The organism is Streptomyces virginiae (genome assembly GCF_000720455.1).
Classification (GTDB): Bacteria; Actinomycetota; Actinomycetes; order Streptomycetales; family Streptomycetaceae; genus Streptomyces; species Streptomyces virginiae.
This window is the reverse complement of the sequence record NZ_JOAK01000006.1, coordinates 106,387-123,483: the sequence shown is the minus strand read 5'-3', so window position 1 is coordinate 123,483 and position 17,097 is coordinate 106,387. Positions and strand designations below refer to the sequence as shown.

General features: G+C 73.6%; 15 protein-coding genes. 11 read left to right on the top strand and 4 right to left on the bottom strand.

Annotation, left to right across the window (positions count from 1 at the left end; translation table 11 throughout):
* Nucleotides 1–76 precede the first annotated feature (76 nt).
* The 3 genes from IG86_RS0112570 to IG86_RS0112560 are packed head-to-tail and all read left to right on the top strand — an operon-like array spanning nt 77 to nt 5,238.
* Complete coding sequence (locus IG86_RS0112570) at nt 77–919, top strand: hypothetical protein (RefSeq protein WP_157854811.1); 843 nt, start codon at nt 77–79, stop codon at nt 917–919.
* Nucleotides 919–3,078 (top strand): bifunctional serine/threonine-protein kinase/ABC transporter substrate-binding protein, encoded by a 2,160-nt coding sequence (locus IG86_RS0112565; protein ID WP_030896779.1) that lies wholly within the window; start codon nt 919–921, stop codon nt 3,076–3,078. The genes IG86_RS0112570 and IG86_RS0112565 overlap by 1 nt, the downstream gene beginning before the upstream one ends.
* 6 nt (nt 3,079–3,084) lie before the next feature.
* Nucleotides 3,085–5,238, top strand: coding sequence for a bifunctional serine/threonine-protein kinase/ABC transporter substrate-binding protein (locus IG86_RS0112560; protein ID WP_030896777.1), 2,154 nt, complete (start codon nt 3,085–3,087; stop codon nt 5,236–5,238).
* A gap of 5 nt (nt 5,239–5,243) precedes the next feature.
* Here the strand turns inward: IG86_RS0112560 and IG86_RS0112555 are convergent, their stop codons facing one another.
* Nucleotides 5,244–5,864, bottom strand: a complete 621-nt coding sequence (locus tag IG86_RS0112555; RefSeq protein ID WP_030819830.1) for an L-threonylcarbamoyladenylate synthase — start codon at nt 5,862–5,864, stop codon at nt 5,244–5,246.
* A gap of 186 nt (nt 5,865–6,050) precedes the next feature.
* On the opposite strand from IG86_RS0112555, the gene IG86_RS0112550 reads away from it, so the two are divergent.
* From IG86_RS0112550 to IG86_RS0112520, 7 genes are all read left to right on the top strand, one after another.
* Nucleotides 6,051–8,183, top strand: a complete 2,133-nt coding sequence (locus IG86_RS0112550; RefSeq protein ID WP_051785116.1) for a SpoIIE family protein phosphatase — start codon at nt 6,051–6,053, stop codon at nt 8,181–8,183.
* Between the two features lie 43 nt (nt 8,184–8,226).
* Nucleotides 8,227–9,456, top strand: a complete 1,230-nt coding sequence (locus IG86_RS0112545; RefSeq protein ID WP_078905880.1) for a serine hydrolase domain-containing protein — start codon at nt 8,227–8,229, stop codon at nt 9,454–9,456.
* A 35-nt stretch (nt 9,457–9,491) separates the two neighbouring features.
* On the top strand, nt 9,492–10,016 hold the full coding sequence (locus IG86_RS0112540; RefSeq protein ID WP_030819823.1) for a GNAT family N-acetyltransferase: 525 nt from the start codon (nt 9,492–9,494) through the stop codon (nt 10,014–10,016).
* 61 nt (nt 10,017–10,077) lie between these two features.
* Nucleotides 10,078–10,875 (top strand): class I SAM-dependent methyltransferase, encoded by a 798-nt coding sequence (locus IG86_RS0112535; protein WP_030896770.1) that lies wholly within the window; start codon nt 10,078–10,080, stop codon nt 10,873–10,875.
* Nucleotides 10,872–12,026 (top strand): low temperature requirement protein A, encoded by a 1,155-nt coding sequence (locus tag IG86_RS0112530; protein ID WP_030896767.1) that lies wholly within the window; start codon nt 10,872–10,874, stop codon nt 12,024–12,026. Before IG86_RS0112535 ends, IG86_RS0112530 begins: the two co-directional genes overlap by 4 nt.
* 37 nt (nt 12,027–12,063) lie before the next feature.
* Nucleotides 12,064–12,462 (top strand): Cif family virulence factor, encoded by a 399-nt coding sequence (locus IG86_RS0112525; protein ID WP_030819816.1) that lies wholly within the window; start codon nt 12,064–12,066, stop codon nt 12,460–12,462.
* A 98-nt stretch (nt 12,463–12,560) separates the two neighbouring features.
* Nucleotides 12,561–13,451 (top strand): aminoglycoside phosphotransferase family protein, encoded by an 891-nt coding sequence (locus tag IG86_RS0112520; protein ID WP_030819814.1) that lies wholly within the window; start codon nt 12,561–12,563, stop codon nt 13,449–13,451.
* A 75-nt stretch (nt 13,452–13,526) separates the two neighbouring features.
* On the opposite strand, the gene IG86_RS0112515 is transcribed toward IG86_RS0112520, so the two are convergent.
* On the bottom strand, nt 13,527–14,132 hold the full coding sequence (locus IG86_RS0112515) for a hypothetical protein (RefSeq protein WP_037847783.1): 606 nt from the start codon (nt 14,130–14,132) through the stop codon (nt 13,527–13,529).
* Nucleotides 14,133–14,189: 57 nt separating this feature from the next.
* Here IG86_RS0112515 and IG86_RS0112510 point away from each other — a divergent pair, with 57 nt between their 5' ends.
* Nucleotides 14,190–15,044: an alpha/beta fold hydrolase gene (locus tag IG86_RS0112510; RefSeq protein WP_385871578.1), complete on the top strand. Its 855-nt coding sequence runs from the start codon at nt 14,190–14,192 to the stop codon at nt 15,042–15,044.
* A gap of 168 nt (nt 15,045–15,212) precedes the next feature.
* On the opposite strand, the gene IG86_RS0112500 is transcribed toward IG86_RS0112510, so the two are convergent.
* Together IG86_RS0112500 and IG86_RS0112495 are read right to left on the bottom strand one after the other, a co-directional pair.
* Complete coding sequence (locus tag IG86_RS0112500; RefSeq protein ID WP_030819807.1) at nt 15,213–16,397, bottom strand: cytochrome P450; 1,185 nt, start codon at nt 16,395–16,397, stop codon at nt 15,213–15,215.
* A complete protein-coding gene (locus IG86_RS0112495) occupies nt 16,387–17,094 on the bottom strand; it encodes a cyclodityrosine synthase (RefSeq protein WP_078658634.1) in 708 nt (235 codons plus the stop codon). Before IG86_RS0112495 ends, IG86_RS0112500 begins: the two co-directional genes overlap by 11 nt.
* Nucleotides 17,095–17,097 lie beyond the last annotated feature (3 nt).

Sequence of the window (17,097 nt, the reverse complement as noted above, 5' to 3'; positions counted from 1 at the left end):
GTGCGCCAACAACGGTTGTGCATAAGCCAGTTGCGCGCGCCCACGGCGGGGTACGATCCGTGCCGTGGGGGGAAATGTGACACGACGTGATGTCGCGCTGCGCGCCTGCGGCTGCGCGGCGACAGGCTTGTTCATCATGGTCATGGCCGGCTGTACGGTCGGCGGAACGGCGGAAGGCGAGGCGACGAGCCGCGCCCCGGCCGCGTCAGCGGCCTCATCCGCACCGCCCGCGACCACCGCTGCGCCCTCACCCGGGGCCTCGGCCGTCTCCCTCGTACCGGAGCTGGACGAGTCCAAGCAGCCGAAGACGGCCGCCGAGGCCCGGGCGCTGCTCGACCGGATCGTCATCGTCGAGGACGCCTTCGGCCCGGACGTCGTGCGCCGCACCCCGTTCGAGAGCCGGCCCGGTCGCTGGCCCGTGCTCGACGAGAAGTGCGTGTGGCAGACCAGCGACCTGCCGCAGGACGTACTCGCCACCAACACCCGCTACTTCGAGGTCCCGGCCGGGAACGGCCACGGCCGCGTCCGGATCAACGCCACGGTGACCGTCCACCACAACCGGGCGGAATCGGGCTGGGAGACCGCCCGCGCCATGGAGGAGGTCGTGCGCTGCCCCGACCAGAAGCTGCGCGAGGGCGAGGACCTCAAGGGACTCCTGGGCACCGCGAACCACCAGGGCGAACAGATGAACAACTGGAGCGAGGACGCCTTCAGCGAGTTCGGCACGTACGTCGGCCCCCAGGGCGGCGAACCCCAGCGCTACTTCTGGTACCAGGCGCAGTTCGGCCCCGTCACGGTGGCCATCGCCGGCAAGGGTGCCGAGGGCTTCAAGCAGGAGACCCTCACCCAGCTCGTCGTGCAGGGCAACAGCCGCATGATCGCGCAGGCCAAGCAGGCGCTCGGAAAGGCGGCCGGCTGATGGAACAGCTGCACCCCTCGGACCCGTCCCGGATCGGCGGCCACCGCCTCCTCGGACGGCTCGGTGCCGGCGGCATGGGCGTCGTCTACCTCGGCCGCACCGACGACGGCGCGCTCGCCGCCGTCAAGGTCATCCGCGCCGAGTACGCCGAAGAGGCCGACTTCCGGGCCCGTTTCCGCCGCGAGGCCGAGATCGCCGCCGAGGTCGACACCCCGTGGGCCGTACGGATCACCGGCGCCGACCCCGACGCCCGCGAACCGTGGCTGGCCACCTCCTTCGTCGCCGGCCCCTCCCTGGCCGAGGCCGTCTCCGCCCACGGGCCGCTCCCGCTGCGCGCCGTACGGATCCTCGGCAAGGCCTTGGCCAAAGCCCTTCAGGTGATGCACGCGCAGGGCCTGGTCCACCGCGACGTCAAACCCGGCAACGTACTCCTCGGCATGGACCGGCCCCGGCTCATCGACTTCGGCATCGCCCGCGGCGGCGAGCACACCGCCCTGACCTCAGCGGACGCCGTCCTCGGCACCCCCGGCTTCATCCCGCCCGAGCAGGCGGAGGGCCGCCCCGCCGAACCGTCCGGCGACGTCTTCTCCCTCGGCTGCCTCCTCGCGTACGCCGCCACCGGCCGGCTGCCCTTCGGCGCCGGTACCGTGGAGGCCGTGCTCTACCGCACCGTCCACGACGAGCCCGACCTCGGCCCGGAACTCCTCGCCGACCCCGAACTCACCGGCCTGCTGCGGACCTGCCTGGCCAAGCACCCCGACGTCCGCCCCACCGCGGCCGGGCTCGACGAGGCCCTCACCGAGGACACCCCGGGCGAGGGCACCGACTGGCTGCCCGACCCGGTCGTCGCCACGATCGCCGAACGGGCCGCCGCCCTGCTGGCCCTGCCCGGCATCGAGGAGACCGTCGCCGACCCCAAGGCCGCCCCCGCACCCGGCAGCACCGGCGCGGCGCCGTCCCGCAGGCGTTTCCTCGGCTTCGCCGCCGGCGCCGTACTCGCCATCGGCGGCGGCACCGCCACCTGGCTGGCCCTGCGCGAGGACGACGACCCCGGGGGCACACCGGCCGCCGCACCCCGGGCGTGGGTGATCGGCGTACAGGCCGACCTCTCCGGCCCGCAGAAGGCCGCCGGACTGGCACAGGAACGCGGGGTGCGGCTCGCCGTCGACGCCTTCAACTCCCGCAAGGACAAACCCTTCACGCTCACCGTCGCCACCGCCGACGACGCGGGCGCGGCCGACCGCGCCCCGGCCGCCGCCACCGGCCTCATCTCGAACCCGGACGTGCTCGCCGTGATCGGCCCGACCGGCAACGCCACGGTCACCCCCTGCCTGGAACTGTACGGAGAGGCGGCCCTGCCCCTGCTCACCGTCTCGGCCCTGGCGAGCGCCTTCAGCGTCGCCGACCGCCGCAGCTTCTTCCAGCTCGGCCCCATCTCCTTCATCCAGGGCTCGGCCCTCAACAAGGCGCTGGCCCGCCAGCAGGGGGTGAGCAGGCTGGGCGTCCTGTGCGACCGGGACGGCGACGGAGAGGGCTGGCAGGCGATCCTGAACGCGAGCCGCACCATCGCCGGCTTCGTCCCCGGAGCCACCGTCTACCCGCGGGTCGTCCCGCGCGGCACCCAGGACCTCTCGCCGGTCGTCACCGACATGCTCGCGCACGGCGTCGACGCCTTCTTCTACTCCGGCACCCCGCAGGGCGCGGCCAGGACCGCCACCGTGCTGGCCGCCGCCGGCTACCGGGGGCACCGGGCCGCCGACTACGTCTCCATGGGCCCGGACTTCCTCGCCGCGGCGGGCCCGGCCGCAGAGGGCTGGCAGTTCGTCGCCCCGTACACCGGCCCGGAAGCCCCCGAGACCGCCGAGCTGGCCCGCGCGCACCAGGCGGCGTACGGCACCGCGCCCGACGTGTGGACGGCGGAGGCCTACGACGCGGCCGGCCTGGTCATCGACCGGCTCGTCACGGCGGCCCGCGGCGGCGGCCGCCCGGCCCGCGCCGAACTGCTGACCGCCCTCGCGCAGGGCACCTTCCGCGGCCTGACCAAGGAGTACGCCTTCGGCGAGGACCGAACGGTCAAGGGCAACACCTACTTCCTCCACCGGGTGGAAGGCGGCCGGATCCGCTACGTGGGCCCGGCCGCCGACCCCGCGGCGGGATAGCGGCCGATGCGCCCCCTCCTCCCCGCCGATCCGGCCGCGATCGGCGGGAACCGGCTGCTGGGCCGCCTGGGATCGGGCGGCATGGGCACCGTCTACCTGGGCCGTTCCCCCGAAGGCGTCCTCGTCGCCGTCAAGGTGATCCGCGCCGACCACGCCGCGGACCCCGCCTTCCGGGCCCGGTTCCGCCGCGAGGCGCAGGCCGCGGGCGGGCTGACCGGACGCTGGGTGGTCCCGGTGATCGCCGCCGACCCCGAGGCCCGCGAACCGTGGCTGGCCACCCCGTTCGTCCCCGGCCCCTCACTGGCCGAGGCGGTGGGAGGGTACGGTCCGCTGCCCGCCCGGACCGTACGGATCCTGGGCGCACGCCTCGCCGAGGCCCTGGCCGAGGTGCACGGGGCCGGGCTGATCCACCGCGACGTCAAGCCCGGCAACGTCCTGCTGGCCCCGGACGGGCCCCGTCTGATCGACTTCGGGATCGCGCGGGCGGCCGGCGCGACCACGCTCACGGCCGCGGACGCCGTCGTCGGCACTCCCGGCTACCTGGCCCCCGAGCTGGCCCGCGCGGGCGGTCCCGTCGCGGGACCGGCCGGCGACGTGTTCTCCCTCGGCTGCGTGCTGGCGTACGCGGCGACCGGGACCGGCCCGTTCGGCGGCGGGCACGCGGCCGCGGTGGTCTTCCGCACCGTCCACGAGGAGCCGGAACTCGGCTCGCTGCCCGAGGAGTTGCGGGAGGCGGTCGGCGGCTGCCTGCTGAAGGAACCAGGCGACCGGCCGACGCTCGGCGAGCTCACCGCCCTCCTGGGGCCCGAGGAGGGCGGCGCGGGCCCCGCGGCGGCCGCGGACTGGCTGCCCGCCCCGCTGCCCCGGATCATCGCCGAACGCTCCACCCGGGCCCTGGACCTGCCCGCTCCCGAACCCACCCGGATCGACGCCCCGGAGCCCGCCCGGCAGTTCACCCGCAGGAGGCTGCTCGCGGCCGGCGGAGCCCTGGTCGCCGCCGCCGCGCCGATCGCCTGGTTCACCACCCGGGGGCCGGGCGGCCGCGGCGCCCCGCCCGCCGACGCCGGCCGGGACCTGCCGGTCCTGACCCTCGGCCTGCAGGCCGACCTGACCGGGCCCGGCAGGGCGACCGGCCAGGCGCACGAGCGGGGCATGCGGCTGGCCGTGGACCGGCACAACACCCGGGCCGACGCAGCCTTCCGGCTGGCCCTGCGGGTCGCCGACGACGGCGGGGACCCGCAGCGCGCCGCGCAGGCCGTCAAGGAGCTGGTCGCCGATCCGGCCGTGCTCGCCCTCGTCGGCCCCACCTGGGACGCGGCCCTGCCGGAGGTGGCCGGCGCCTGCCTGGCCGCGGACCTCGCCCTGGTGCTGGTGTCGGTGAACAGCCCGGAGAACGCCACGACGCTCTGGCGCACGGTGTGCGCCACCCGCCCGAGCGACGAGGGCCTCGGCCTCCCGGCCCTGCACTACCTGTCCCAGGTGCGGATCTCGCGCCGCACGGCGGTCGTGGAGGACGCGGCCGACGGATCACCGGCGTGGCAGGTCACCAGGGTGTTCCAGCAGAGCCCCCCGGCCCGGGGCACGGTGAGCGTCCACCGCGTCCCCGAGGGCGGGTCCGACTTCGCGGACACCGTGCGCGCCCTGACCGAAGCCCGCGCCGAGGGGGTCGTGTACGTCGGCGCCTCGCCGCAGCGCGCGGCCGAGCTGGCCCGCACGCTGACCGACGCGGGCTTCCCGGGACCGCGCGTGGGCCTCCAGCACGCCATGGAACCGGCCTTCCTCACCGCGGCCGGTCCGGCGGCCGAGGGCTGGGTGTTCAGCGCCCTCTACACCGACCCCCTGGTCACCCCGGCCGCCGAAGAGTTCGTCGCGGCCCACCGGAGCGCGTACGGCGAACCGCCCGCCCGCTGGGCCACCGAGGCGTACGACGCGGTGGGCCTGCTGGCCACCGCCCTGACCGGGCTGGAGGGGGAGGGGCGCGGCCGGGCGGGACTGTCCCGCCGGATCTTCCGCACGACGTACCAGGGCCTCGCCAAGACGGTCGCCTTCGACACCGGGACCCGGGCCCTGAGCGGAGACTCCCTCGCCCATCTCTACCGGGCCGAGAAGGGCGCGTTCCGGTACCTGGGCCCCTACGCGGACGTACGCACCGACCCGTGAACGGCCTACTCGAACCGTGAGGTGTCCCCGGCCCCCCGGCGCACGATCTCGACGTCACCGCCGGAGAAGTCGATCACCGTGGTCGGCTCGGTGCCGCAGTCACCCGAATCCAGTACGGCGTCCACCTCGTGGTCGAGCCGCTCCTTGATCTCCCAGCCCTGCGTCATCGGCTCGGCCTCGTCCGGCAGCAGCAGCGTGCTGGACAGCAGCGGCTCGCCCAGCTCCGCGAGCAGGGCCTGGGTGACCACGTGGTCGGGGATGCGGACGCCGACGGTCTTCTTCTTCGGGTGCAGCAGCTGGCGCGGCACCTCCGAGGTCGCCGGGAGGATGAAGGTGTAGCTGCCGGGCGTGGCCGCCTTGATGGCGCGGAACACGTTGTTGTCGATCTGCACGAACTGCCCCAGCTGGGCGAAGTTCTGGCACACCAGGGTGAAGTGGTGGCGGTCGTCGAGATTGCGGATGGACCGGATCCGGTTGATGCCGTCCCGGTTGCCCAGCTGGCATCCCAGCGCGAAGCAGGAGTCCGTCGGGTACGCGACGAGCTTGCCCGAGCGGATCATGTCGACCACGTTGTCGATGGTGCGCCGCTGGGGGTTCTCGGGGTGCACGTCGAAGTATTTCGCCATCCGCCGAGCCTACGCGGTCGTGGCGGGGCCCGGTCACGCCCGCTCGGGACGCTTCCCGGCGGTTTCGGGGGGACGATGAGAGGTAACCGTGCGCCTCGGACCGGCCCGGACCGCCCCGAACGGGGGGCCGGAACGGCCCGGGGCGGGTGGCCGCCGGGCCGACGGTGCCGGAAGGGAGCATCGCCGATGGGTGCGATCGACGGGTCGGGGGGCAGTGGGAGGCGGCCCGCCACGGCCGGCCTCGCCCCGCCGAGCGGGCTGCTCGACGTCCTGAACGTGGCGGCCGTCGTCCTCGACGCCGAAGGCCGGGTCGCCCTGTGGAGCCCGCAGGCCGAGCAGTTGTTCGGCTGGACGGCGGCCGAGGCCCTGGGCCAGCCCGCCGCCCGGCTGCTCGCCGCCCCCCAGCACGTGGGCCTGGTGACGGAGCTGTTCGCCCGGGTCATGGGCGGTGCCGGCGACTGGGCGGGCGCCTTCCCGGTGCGGCACAAGGACGGCAGCACACGCCTCGTGGAGTTCCGCAACATGCGGCTGCTCGACGAACGCGGCGACCTGTACGCCCTGGGCATCGCCACCGACCGCACCACGCTGCGCCAGCTGGAGCGGGACCTCGCCCTGTCCGCCCGCCTGGTGGCCCAGTCCCCGATCGGGCTCGCGGTCCTGGACACCGAGCTGCGCTACGTCCTGGTCAACCCCACGCTGGAGCGGATCAACGGGCTGCCCGCCTCCGAGCACATCGGCCGGGGCGTCCGGGAGGCGCTGTCCTTCCTCGACGACACGGAGGCCGCCGAATCGGCGATGCGCCAGGTCCTCGCCACCGGCACGCCGCTCCTGGAGCAGTTCACGGCCGGCCGCACCCACGGCGGGCACCGCGCCGAACACGCCTGGTCGGTGTCCTACTACCGGCTGGAGGACGCCACCGGCCGGGTCCTGGGCCTGGCCACCTCCGTGGTGGACGTCACCCAGAGTCACCAGGCGGCCCTGGAGATCGCCCGCAGCCGCCGCCGCCTCGCCCTGATCGCGGACGCCACCGTCCGTATCGGCACCACCCTCGACCTGGACCAGACCGCACGCGAGCTCGCCGACGTCGTCGTGCCGGAGCTCGCGGACATCGCCGCCGTCGACATCCTCGACTCGGTCCTCGAAGGCCGGCCCACCCTCAGGTCCTCGGCCCACGAGCCCGCGGTGTTCCGCGCCCTCGCCGTCGCGGCCGCCTACCCGAGCGAGGCCGTCCGCGCCGCGGACCCCCCGGGGGACATCGCCCGCTACGCCGCCGACCGGCTGGTCACCCAGTCCGTGACGACCGGCCATCCCGTCCTCGTCGCCCACGTACAGGCCAGGGACATCTCCCGGATCGCCCGTGACAGCAACGCCGCCTCCCTGCTGACGCGCGCCGGCCTGCGCTCGTACCTGGCCGTGCCGCTCATCGCCCGCGGCGAGGTGCTCGGCGCCCTCGACCTCAAACGCACCCGCAACCCGCTGCCCTTCAACGACGACGACATCGTGCTCGCCGGCGAACTGGCCGCACGGGCCGCCGTGTGCATCGACAACGCCCGCTGGTACCGCAACGCGCACCACACCGCCCTCGCGCTCCAGCACCACCTCCTGCCCCACCACCCGCCGGCGACCCCCGGCCTGGAAGTCGCCTCGCGCTACCGCCCCGCCGCCGCCAGCAGCGAGATCGGCGGCGACTGGTTCGACGCCATCGCGGGACCGGACGACACCACCGTCCTCGTCATCGGAGACGTCATGGGCAGCGGCATCAACGCCGCCGCCAGCATGGGACAGTTGCGCACCGCGACGCGCACCCTCGCCGAACTCGCCCTCGACCCGCCCCAGGTGCTCCAGCAACTGGACCGCACCACGGCCGCCCTCGAGGAGACCATCGCCACCTGCGTCTACGTCGTCCACGACCCGCACCGGGCACAGTGCCGCATCGCCGTCGCCGGCCACCTCCCTCCCGTACTCATCCGCTCCGGCCAGGCACCCCGGCTGCTCGACCTGCCCACCGGCGCACCGCTGGGCGTGGGCGGCATCCCCTTCGAGGCCACCACCGTCGCCATGGCACCGGGAGACCAACTGGTCCTCTACACCGACGGCCTGGTGGAGACCCGGAACCAGCCCATCGACGAACGGCTCGACCTCCTCCTGGACCTGCTCGCCGACACCGGACGCCCGCTGGAGGAGACCTGCGACCGGCTCCTGGACTCCCTGCGCCGCCCCGACGACCACGACGACGTCGCCCTGGTCATCGCCCGCGCCAGGTCACTGACCCCGGGCGACGGCTCGCCTCGCGGCCCCACCGGTACGGGCCTACGCTGACCGTGCATGCCTTGCCCTGGTCCTCGTACCGCAGGAGGCATTGGTGAAAACGACGCACACACGGCTTCGCCGGGCCTGCGCGGCCACCGCCGCGGCGGGCCTGCTCCTCACCGGGGCCGTCACGGCCACCGCGTACGGGGCGCCGACCCCCGGACCGTCCGTTTCCGCCACCCCCTCTCCCGACACGGGCGGGGAGTTCAAGCAGCTCACCCCGGCCGTGGCGCTCCAACTCGACGCCGCCGTCCGGCAGGTCATGCGCGAGGCCGGGGTGCCGGGCGTGATCGTGGGGCTGTGGGCGCCCGGCAAGGGCAGCTACGTGAAGGCCTTCGGCGTCGCCGACAAGGCGACCGGCGCGCCCATGCGGACCGACTTCAACACGCGCATCGGCAGCCAGACCAAGACGTTCACGGTCACCGCCCTCCTGCAGCTGGTCGACCAGGGCAAGGTCGGCCTGGACGACCCCATCGGCGACTACATCTCCGGCGTGCCGAACGGCGACCGCATCACCCTGCGCGAACTGGCCGGAATGCGCAGCGGGCTGTTCAACTACAGCGAGGACCCGGCCTTCGACAAGGCGCTCACCACCGACCCCGACCGCCGTTTCACCCCGCAGGAGTTGCTCGACTACTCCTTCAAGCACCCGGTGCAGTTCGCGCCGAACGCACAGTTCCAGTACTCGAACACCAACCTGGTCCTGCTCGGCCTGGTGATCGAGAAGGTCACCGGCCGGCCGCTCGCCGAGGTCATCGACAAGGACGTCGTGGAGCCGGCCGGACTGAACCGCACCTTCTTCCCGACCGGCGCCGAGTTCCCCCGGCCGCACGCGCAGGGCTACACCGACCAGACCGCCACCGGCAAGGTCGAGGTTTCGACCGACTGGGACCCGTCCTGGGCCTGGGCGGCCGGGGCGATGATCTCCGACCTGCAGAACCTGCGCAGCTGGGCGCGGACCCTCGCCACCGGCACGCTGCTGACGCCCGCGACCCAGGCCCAGCGCCTGAAGACCACCTCGGTCGGCATTCCCGGTGCCGGCTACGGCCTGGGCCTCTTCGACGTCCAGGGCTGGATCGGCCACAACGGCTCGCTGCCGGGCTACGAGAGCCTCGGCGTCTACCTCCCGCAGGCGCAGGCGACCATGGTCGTCATCCTCAACACCGACATCCTGCACGACGGCCAGGAACCCAGCACGCTCTTCGGTGAGGCGATCACCAGCATCGTGACCCCGGGCAACGTGTACCCCGGCCACAAGCCGTCCGAGCCGAAGTCCGGCTGACCGGGTCGGATGATCCGACTGTTAGGGTCCGAGGTATGCCCGAGCTCATCGCCCCCACCCCCCGCCTGCACGGATCCTGGACCGCCGCGCAGGAGGAATGGGGGGCCGACGCCCACATGGACGGCGCGGGGCTCGGCTCCGACGACGACGTCGACAGCCCGGAGGGCTTCGCCGCCTGGACGGAGAAGCTGCGCCGGTACGAGGACCGCTCGGCGCCGGTCGACCACGGGCGCGTCCACGCGACGTACTGGTGGATCGCCGAGGGCGACACCTACCTGGGCGCCATAGACCTGCGCCACTACCTCAACGGCTTCCTCCTCGACGCCGGCGGCCACATCGGTTACAGCATCCGCCCCTCCGCCCGCAGGCGGGGCCTCGCCACCTGGGCCCTGTCCGCGGTCCTCCACGAGGCCCGTGTCATGGGAATGGACCGCGTCCTGCTGACCTGCGACCCCGGCAACGAGGGGTCGGTCCGCACCATCGAACGCGGCGGCGGCGTACTGGAGGACGTGCGCGAGACCCTGATCGGCCCCAAGCGGCGCTACTGGATCACCCTCTGACGATTTCCCGCACCCGTGTCGTGAGGGTGCCGTACGGCCCTGGTGGGCCGATAGTGGGGCTGTGAGCGACTGGTCGCAGGGAACCGGGCCGAGCGGTGGCGCCCCCGAGGGCACCGCCTGGTCCGGCCATGAGGGCGCGCGGGCTTTCGCCGCCGTTGAGGCGGCCACGGACTGGCTCCTCGGCTACCCGTTCGTCCTGCGGGCACTGGCCGGACACATCGGCGCCGGACAGGTCCTGGTGGACTACGGCTGCGGACCGGGCAAGGTGGCCGACCACGCGGCCCGCGTCCTGGGCGCCCGGGTCCTCGGCGCGGACACCTCCCCGGAGATGCTGGACCTTGCCCGCGCCTCGGCGACCGCGGTGGCGGAGTACCACCTGGTCGAGAACGGGCGCGTGACGGACCTGCCCGACGGCTGCGCGGACGCCGTGATGTGCAACCACGTGCTGGCGTCCCTGCCGACCGAGGACGCCCTGCTCGGCGTGTTCACCGAGATCCGCCGGCTCCTGCGGCCGGCCGCCCCGCTGGTCCTGCTGACCACCGATCCCGCCTGCAGCGGCACCGAATACGCCTCGCTGCGGATCGGCGAGCCGGGCGAGACCTACGCGCCGGGCGACCCGGTGACCGTACGGCTCCGGCGCACCGACGGATCCTGGCAGGAGATGCGCAACCACGCCTGGCCCGTCGGCCTCTACCCGGCGCTGCTGGAGCGCGCCCGCTTCCGCGACGTCGCCCAGCACCGGCCCACCGTGGACGAGGCGGTCGCCGTCGCCGACCCGGACCTCGTCGCCGCCCGGCCATGGCCGGCGGAGCGGGCCGGGCCGCCCCTGGTGATCACCACGGCACTGGCGGCCCGATGAGCGCACAGACCGTACGGCAACCGCACGCGGACCGCCATGCCAGCTGGCTCGAACTGTTCTTCGACCTCGTCTTCGTCGCGTTCGCCGCCCAGCTCTCCCATTCGCTCCACGGGGATCCCGGGCCACGGGACTTCGCCGTCTTCCTGGCCCTCTACTTCCCGCCCTGGTGGATGTGGATCAACCTGACGGTCTCGGCCAACCTCTTCGAGGACGACAGCCCGCGCCGCCGCCTGCTGATGCTCTCCGCGATGTTCTGCCTCGCCGCCATGGCCGCCGCGGTTCCCGAGGCGGCCGGTGACGCCGGCCGGGCCGCGGTCTACGCGCTCGGCTACGCGGGGACCCGGCTGGTGCTGCTCGGACTGTGGTGGCCCGCCACCCGCCTCCCCGCCGCCCTGCGCGTCCCGCGCTGGCGGCCCCTGAGCTACTGCCTGGTCTCCGCCCTGCTGTGGGCGGCCTCGGCCGCCGTGTCCCTGCCCTGGCGGTACGCCGTCTGGGCCGTGCTGCTCACCGCCGAGATGGTGCTGCTCCTGACCGCCCGGGGCCGCGGCGTCACCGGCCGGCTGCACACCGGGCACCTGGTCGAACGCGTCGGCCTGTTCGTCATCATCGTGCTCGGCGAGTCGGTCATCGCCCTGGTCACCTCCACCGACCACGCGTGGACGGCGCAGGCCGGCGCGGTGGCGACCCTGGGCTTCGTCCTGCTCGCCGCCCTGTGGTGGTCGTACTTCGACTTCGGCTCGACCTCGGCCGAGCTGATGCTCGGCTCGGCGGAGGGAAGCCGCGCCTACCTGCTCGCCCGCGACGTGAGCGGCTTCCTGCACTTCTTCGTCACCGCCGCCGTCATCAGCATGGCCGCCGGACTGGCCACCGCCGTCGAGGAGGCCGGCCACGCCCACCTGCCCCGCGGCGCGGTCTGGGCGCTGGCCGGCGGCCTCGCCCTCTACCACCTCGCCCACGCCGGCATCGCCGTGCGCTTCGGCCGCCCCCTGCGCGCCGTCGCCGTGTGGGCCGTCCCCGGAATCGCCGTTCCGCTGCTCGTCGTCCTCGGCGCCGGCACGCTCGCGCCCTGGCTCGTCGTCCTGCTGCTCGCCGCCGAGGCCGTCGGCCACCTCCTGTACGCCCGTGCGCTCGCCCGGCGCCGCTCCCGGTGATTGCGGACGGCGGACCCGGCGAATTAGTGTCGCGTCCATGTCCAAGGCCGAGATCGACAAGGTGACCGCCGAGTTCTTCGGCTCCTTCGACAACCGGGGCGGCAAGGCCGCCGACGTGGCCCGGATCCGCAGGCTCGCCCTGCCCGGCGCGGTGATCGTCATGACCGGCCCGCGGTTCACGGTCTACACCGTGGACGAGTTCGTCGAACCCCGCCGGGAACTGCTCGCCGGGGGCCGGCTGGTGGAGTTCTCCGAGTGGGAGACCTCCGAACGCACCGACATCGCGGGCGACATCGCCTCGCGGTTCGGCGAGTACCGCAAGTCGGGGGTGCTGGACGGCGAACCGTTCGAGGGCGGCGGTACCAAGACCATCCAGTTCGTCCGCACCGCGGAAGGCTGGCGGATCGCGGCGTTCTCCTGGTACGACCGGCCCTGACCGGGCGGCCCGCCACGCGACGGGCGTGACCGGCCGGGGAAACCGTTTGACCCCGGCCGGTCCCGACGGGTCGGATGACTGTCGTGAGCACAGGACAGATGCACCCCGGGCAGCACCCCGTCGACGAAGACCTCGTACGGCGGCTGCTGGCCGGGCAGTTCCCGCAGTGGGCGGGGATGAAGGTGGAGAGGTTCCCGTCCGGCGGCACGGTCAACGCCATGTACCGGCTCGGCGAGGACATGGCCGTACGGCTGCCCCTGTGCGAGGGCGGGGCCGAGGACGTGGTGACGGAAGGGTACTGGCTGCCGCGCCTCGCTCCCCGGCTGCCGACGGCCGTCCCGCAGGTGCTGGGGGAGGGCGCGCCCGCGGAGGGGTATCCCTGGCGGTGGTCGGTCTGCCGGTGGCTGGCGGGGGAGAACCCGGAGGCGGGGGCCCTGGGCGGGCCCGTCGCCCAGGCGCTGGCCCGTGATCTGGCCGCCTTCGTCACGGCGATGCGGAGCATCACCCTTCGCGGGGCGCCGCGGGCCCACCGCGGCGGGCCGCTCGCCTCGCTGGACGCGGCGACCCGGGCGGCGATCGGGGAGCTGAGGCTGATCCCGCAGGAGGGCGTCGACTGCGACGCCGTGACGGCCGTGTGGGAGGACGCGCTGCGGGTCCCGGAGTGGGACGGGCCGCCGGTGTGGCTGCACGGCGACCTGATGCCGGGCAACGTCCTGGTGGACGGCGGCCGGCTGACCTCGGTCATCGACTTCGGGTGTACGGGCGTGGGTGACCCGGCGTGCGACCTGTTCCCGGCGTGGAACCTGCTGCCCGCCGCCGTGAGAGGGGACTTCCGCGCAGCGCTCGGCGTGGACGACGCGACCTGGATCCGCGGCCGGGGACGGACGCTCTCGCAGGCCGTGATCGCGCTGCCCTACTACCGGACGACGAATCCGGCGATGGCGCGCAACGCCCGTCACGTCATCCGGGAGGTACTGGCGGAGGGCTGACGGTACCTGGGGTGGTGTGGGCCGGGCGGGGGCGTGACCCGCACGCCCCCGCCCGGCCCCGCCCCGCCGCGTCGCTCATGCGTCGCCCCTGAGGCGGTCGCGCTGGAGCTGGCGGGCGACGGCCCGGCGCACCGACGCCGGGGCCGACCCGGCGACAGCCGGCTTCGGGCCCACGTCGAGGCCGCGGCTGATCTCGTCGTACGCGGCCCGGAAGGCGGCGGGCAGCCCGGCGGCGCCCCGCCGCAGGTCCTCTTCGAGGAGGCGTCGCAGTTCGTCGGAGCTCTCCGGCGTGAACCGCTTGCGCCCCCTGGCGAGGGCGCCGACGAAGCGCGTGCAGCGCGCCGCGTCCAGGGTCTCGGAGACCTCTTCCGCGAGCGCCCACAGGCGCCCTTCGAGCCATGCCGCGTCGGGCTGGTCGAGGGCGAGTCCCAGGAGCGGCGTCGGTTCGCCGGCCGCGCACCGCGCGATCTGCTTGGACACCGCGGGCTGGCTCATGTCGGTGATCCGCGCGATCGTGTCCTGCGTCCAGCCGAAACCGGCGAACAGTCTGATCATCTCGGTGCGCAGCCTGCGCATCTCCTCGCCCGCGCGGATGACCTCGTTCATCCCGGCGAGCATCCGCGCCGCCTCGTCCTCGGTCAGCGCCTCCGGCCCGTGCCGTCTTCCGTCTTCCTCTTCCACAACCCGGTTATACACCCCGAGCGCCCTCTCGTCATAACCAGGTTGTACAACCTGGTTATGACTGTCAGGATCCGCGTCATGGCACCCTCCACCTTCACCGCACGCGACGGAACCCTCCTCGCCTACCGCACTCACGGCCGCGGCGAGCCGGTCCTGTGCATCCCCGGCGGACCCGCGGACTCCACCTACCTCGGCGACCTCGGCGGCCTGTCCGCCCACCGCCGCCTGGTCGTCATGGACCTGCGCGGCACCGGCCGCTCCGCGGTCCCGCGGGACACCTCGTCCTACCGCAGCGACCGTCTCGTCGACGACATCGAGGCCCTGCGCGAGCGTCTCGGCCTCGGCCGGATCGATCTGCTCGCCCACTCCGCCGGGGCCAACCCCGCGACGCAGTACGCGGCCCGGTACCCGGACCGCATCGGCCGGCTCGCCCTGATCGCACCCGGCACCCGGGCCGTCGGCACGGTGATCACCGGGGACACCCGGCGGGAAGTCGCCCGGCTGCGCGCGCACGAACCGTGGTTCCCGGCGGCGTTCGCCGCGCTGGAGGACCTCATCGAGGGAGCCGGCGGCGACCGCGACGCCATCGCCCCCTTCTTCTACGGCCGTTGGGACGCCGAGGCGCGGCGCCACCACACGGCGGGCCGTCCGGACAATCCTGCGGCCGTCGCCCACTTCGGAGCCGAGGGCGCATTCGACCCCGAGGCCACCCGCACCGCTCTCGCGGCGCTCCGCGCCCCGGCCCTCCTGCTCGCCGGGGAGTTCGACCTGAACAGCCCGCCCCGCGCGGTCGCCGAGTGCGCGGAACTGTTCCCCGACGCCACGCTCGTCGTACAGCCGGGAGCGGGCCACTACCCCTGGCTCGACGACGCCGGCCGCTTCGTGGCGGCCACCGCGGCGTTCCTGCGCTGAGCCCCCAGCCCCAGCCCCAGCCCCAGCCCCAGCCGCAGCCGCAGCCGCAGCAGCCGCCCGCGCGCTGCCGCCCGTACGCCCCCCGTACGCACGGCGACGGCCCCGGCCGGATTCCCCCCGGCCGGGGCCGTCTTCAACGTGCGGGCGCGCCGCCGCGCGCCGGCGCCGTCACCAGAGGACGGGGAGCCGCTCCGGCAGACGCTTCATGAAACGGGTGCGCCACACGAGCTGGTCGAACGGCACGGCCAGCTGCAGGTTGGGCATCTTCTCCAGCAGCACCTCGATGGCGATCTCCGTGTGCCGCTTGCCGAGCGCCGTGGCCGGGCAGTAGTGCGGTCCGCCGCCGAAGGACAGGTGCGTACCGGCGTTCGCGCGGTCGATGTCGAAGACGTGCGGGTCGGAGTAGACGGCCGGGTCGGTGTTGGCGGCCTCGACCAGGACGAGCAGCAGCTCGCCCTTCTTGACCTCGACGTCGCCGAGGGTGACGTCCTCCAGTGCGAGCCGCGGCAGGCCGTCGGCGATCGACAGGTTGACGCGCAGGAGCTCGTCCACGGCGGAGGGGATCTTCTCCGGGGACTTGCGCAGCTGCTCCCACACGTCGGGGTTCTGCAGGAGCGAGACGATCGCCATGGTCAGGAAGCCCATGGTCGAGATGACTCCGGCGCCGAACAGCGTGACGCCGACGGTCGCCAGCATCTCGTCCGTCAGGTGCGCGTAGTCGGGGTCCTCGCGCAGCGCGGCGAGTTCGGCCATCAGCCCGACGGTGGCCGGGTCGTCGAGGCGCTCCACCATGTAGGCCATGTCGCGGTCCCAGTTGAGCTTGGCGCCCGTGACGGGGCAGGCCGAGTTCATGAACGCGATGTCCAGGCTGGCGGCCAGGCGCGGGGCGTCGGCCTCCGGGATGCCGAGGATGCGGCAGTGGAGGTTCTCCGCGTACGGGTTGGTGAACTCTCCGCGCAGGTCGACCGGCGCACCGCTGCGCAGGATGCTGTCGACGAGGGTGTTCGCCTGGTCGCGCATCCAGCCCGTGAGGTTGTCGGTCTTCGGGTTGATCGCCTTGAGCACGGCCTTGCGCAGGCCGGCTCCGGTGATGTTGCCCATGTTGTTGACGACCTCGGGCGGGATCGTCAGGGCGTACTGGCGGGGCACGCCGGGGGCGGAGGTGTCCTTCAGGCTGAACCGCGGGTCTTCGAGGACCTGCTTGCAGAGCGAATAGGACGAGACGAGCCATGCCTCGTCGCCGGCTATCGTACGGACGCGCTTGACCGGCTCGTCCCGCAACTGCTCGACCTCTGCGGGGAGTTGGTCGCCGCGCGCGGAGAACGGGAAGTCGAGGAGGGTGTCAGCGGTCATCGGAGTCTCCTTCGGCGGGGGTGATGATGGCGTGGCCCTGGTTGCGTGAGGCACGAAGCCCCGAGCCGCGCGAGTAGAGCAGTTCCGCCATGGGCAGGAGCTGGTGGTAGCAGTTGAGGGAGGAGGGCACGCCCAGGATGGCGGGCGTGTCCAGGAACAGCGGCGCCTCGGCGCAGACGTATTCCAGGCAGACCTCGCGCTGACGGGTGGTGGCCGTCTTCCCGCCCAGCACCTTCGAGGAAAGGAACGCGTCGACAAGGGAGTTGCAGGTCTCGCGGAACTCCGGGTCGATGTCGAGCAGGTTGTTCAGGTGGTTGTGGAGCGTGCGGTACGCCGGGATGTCGGTGAGGGACGACATCGGGCGGGCCCGGAGGCGGGCGCCGGTGGGGTCGGCTTCGGCGGCGGCGTTGTTGACCTTGGCGCGGACGCCGCGCAGGTTCTTCACCGCCTTGCGGCGTGCTTCGTCCTCGCCGTATCCGAGGGCCTCGTACATCTCCGCGACGTGCATGTCGGTGTAAATGAGGTCGACCTGGGCGAAGTTGCGCAGGCCCCACTGGGCGAGGTCGTTGACCCGCTGGGCCGAGAAGTAGCTGTTGCCCGGCGAGATGCCGATGACGGCGTGATCACCTTCATCGGTGATCACCTGGCAGTGCGGGGTGTACGGACGGACTGTGAAGACTTCGGTTGCTGTCGTCAACAG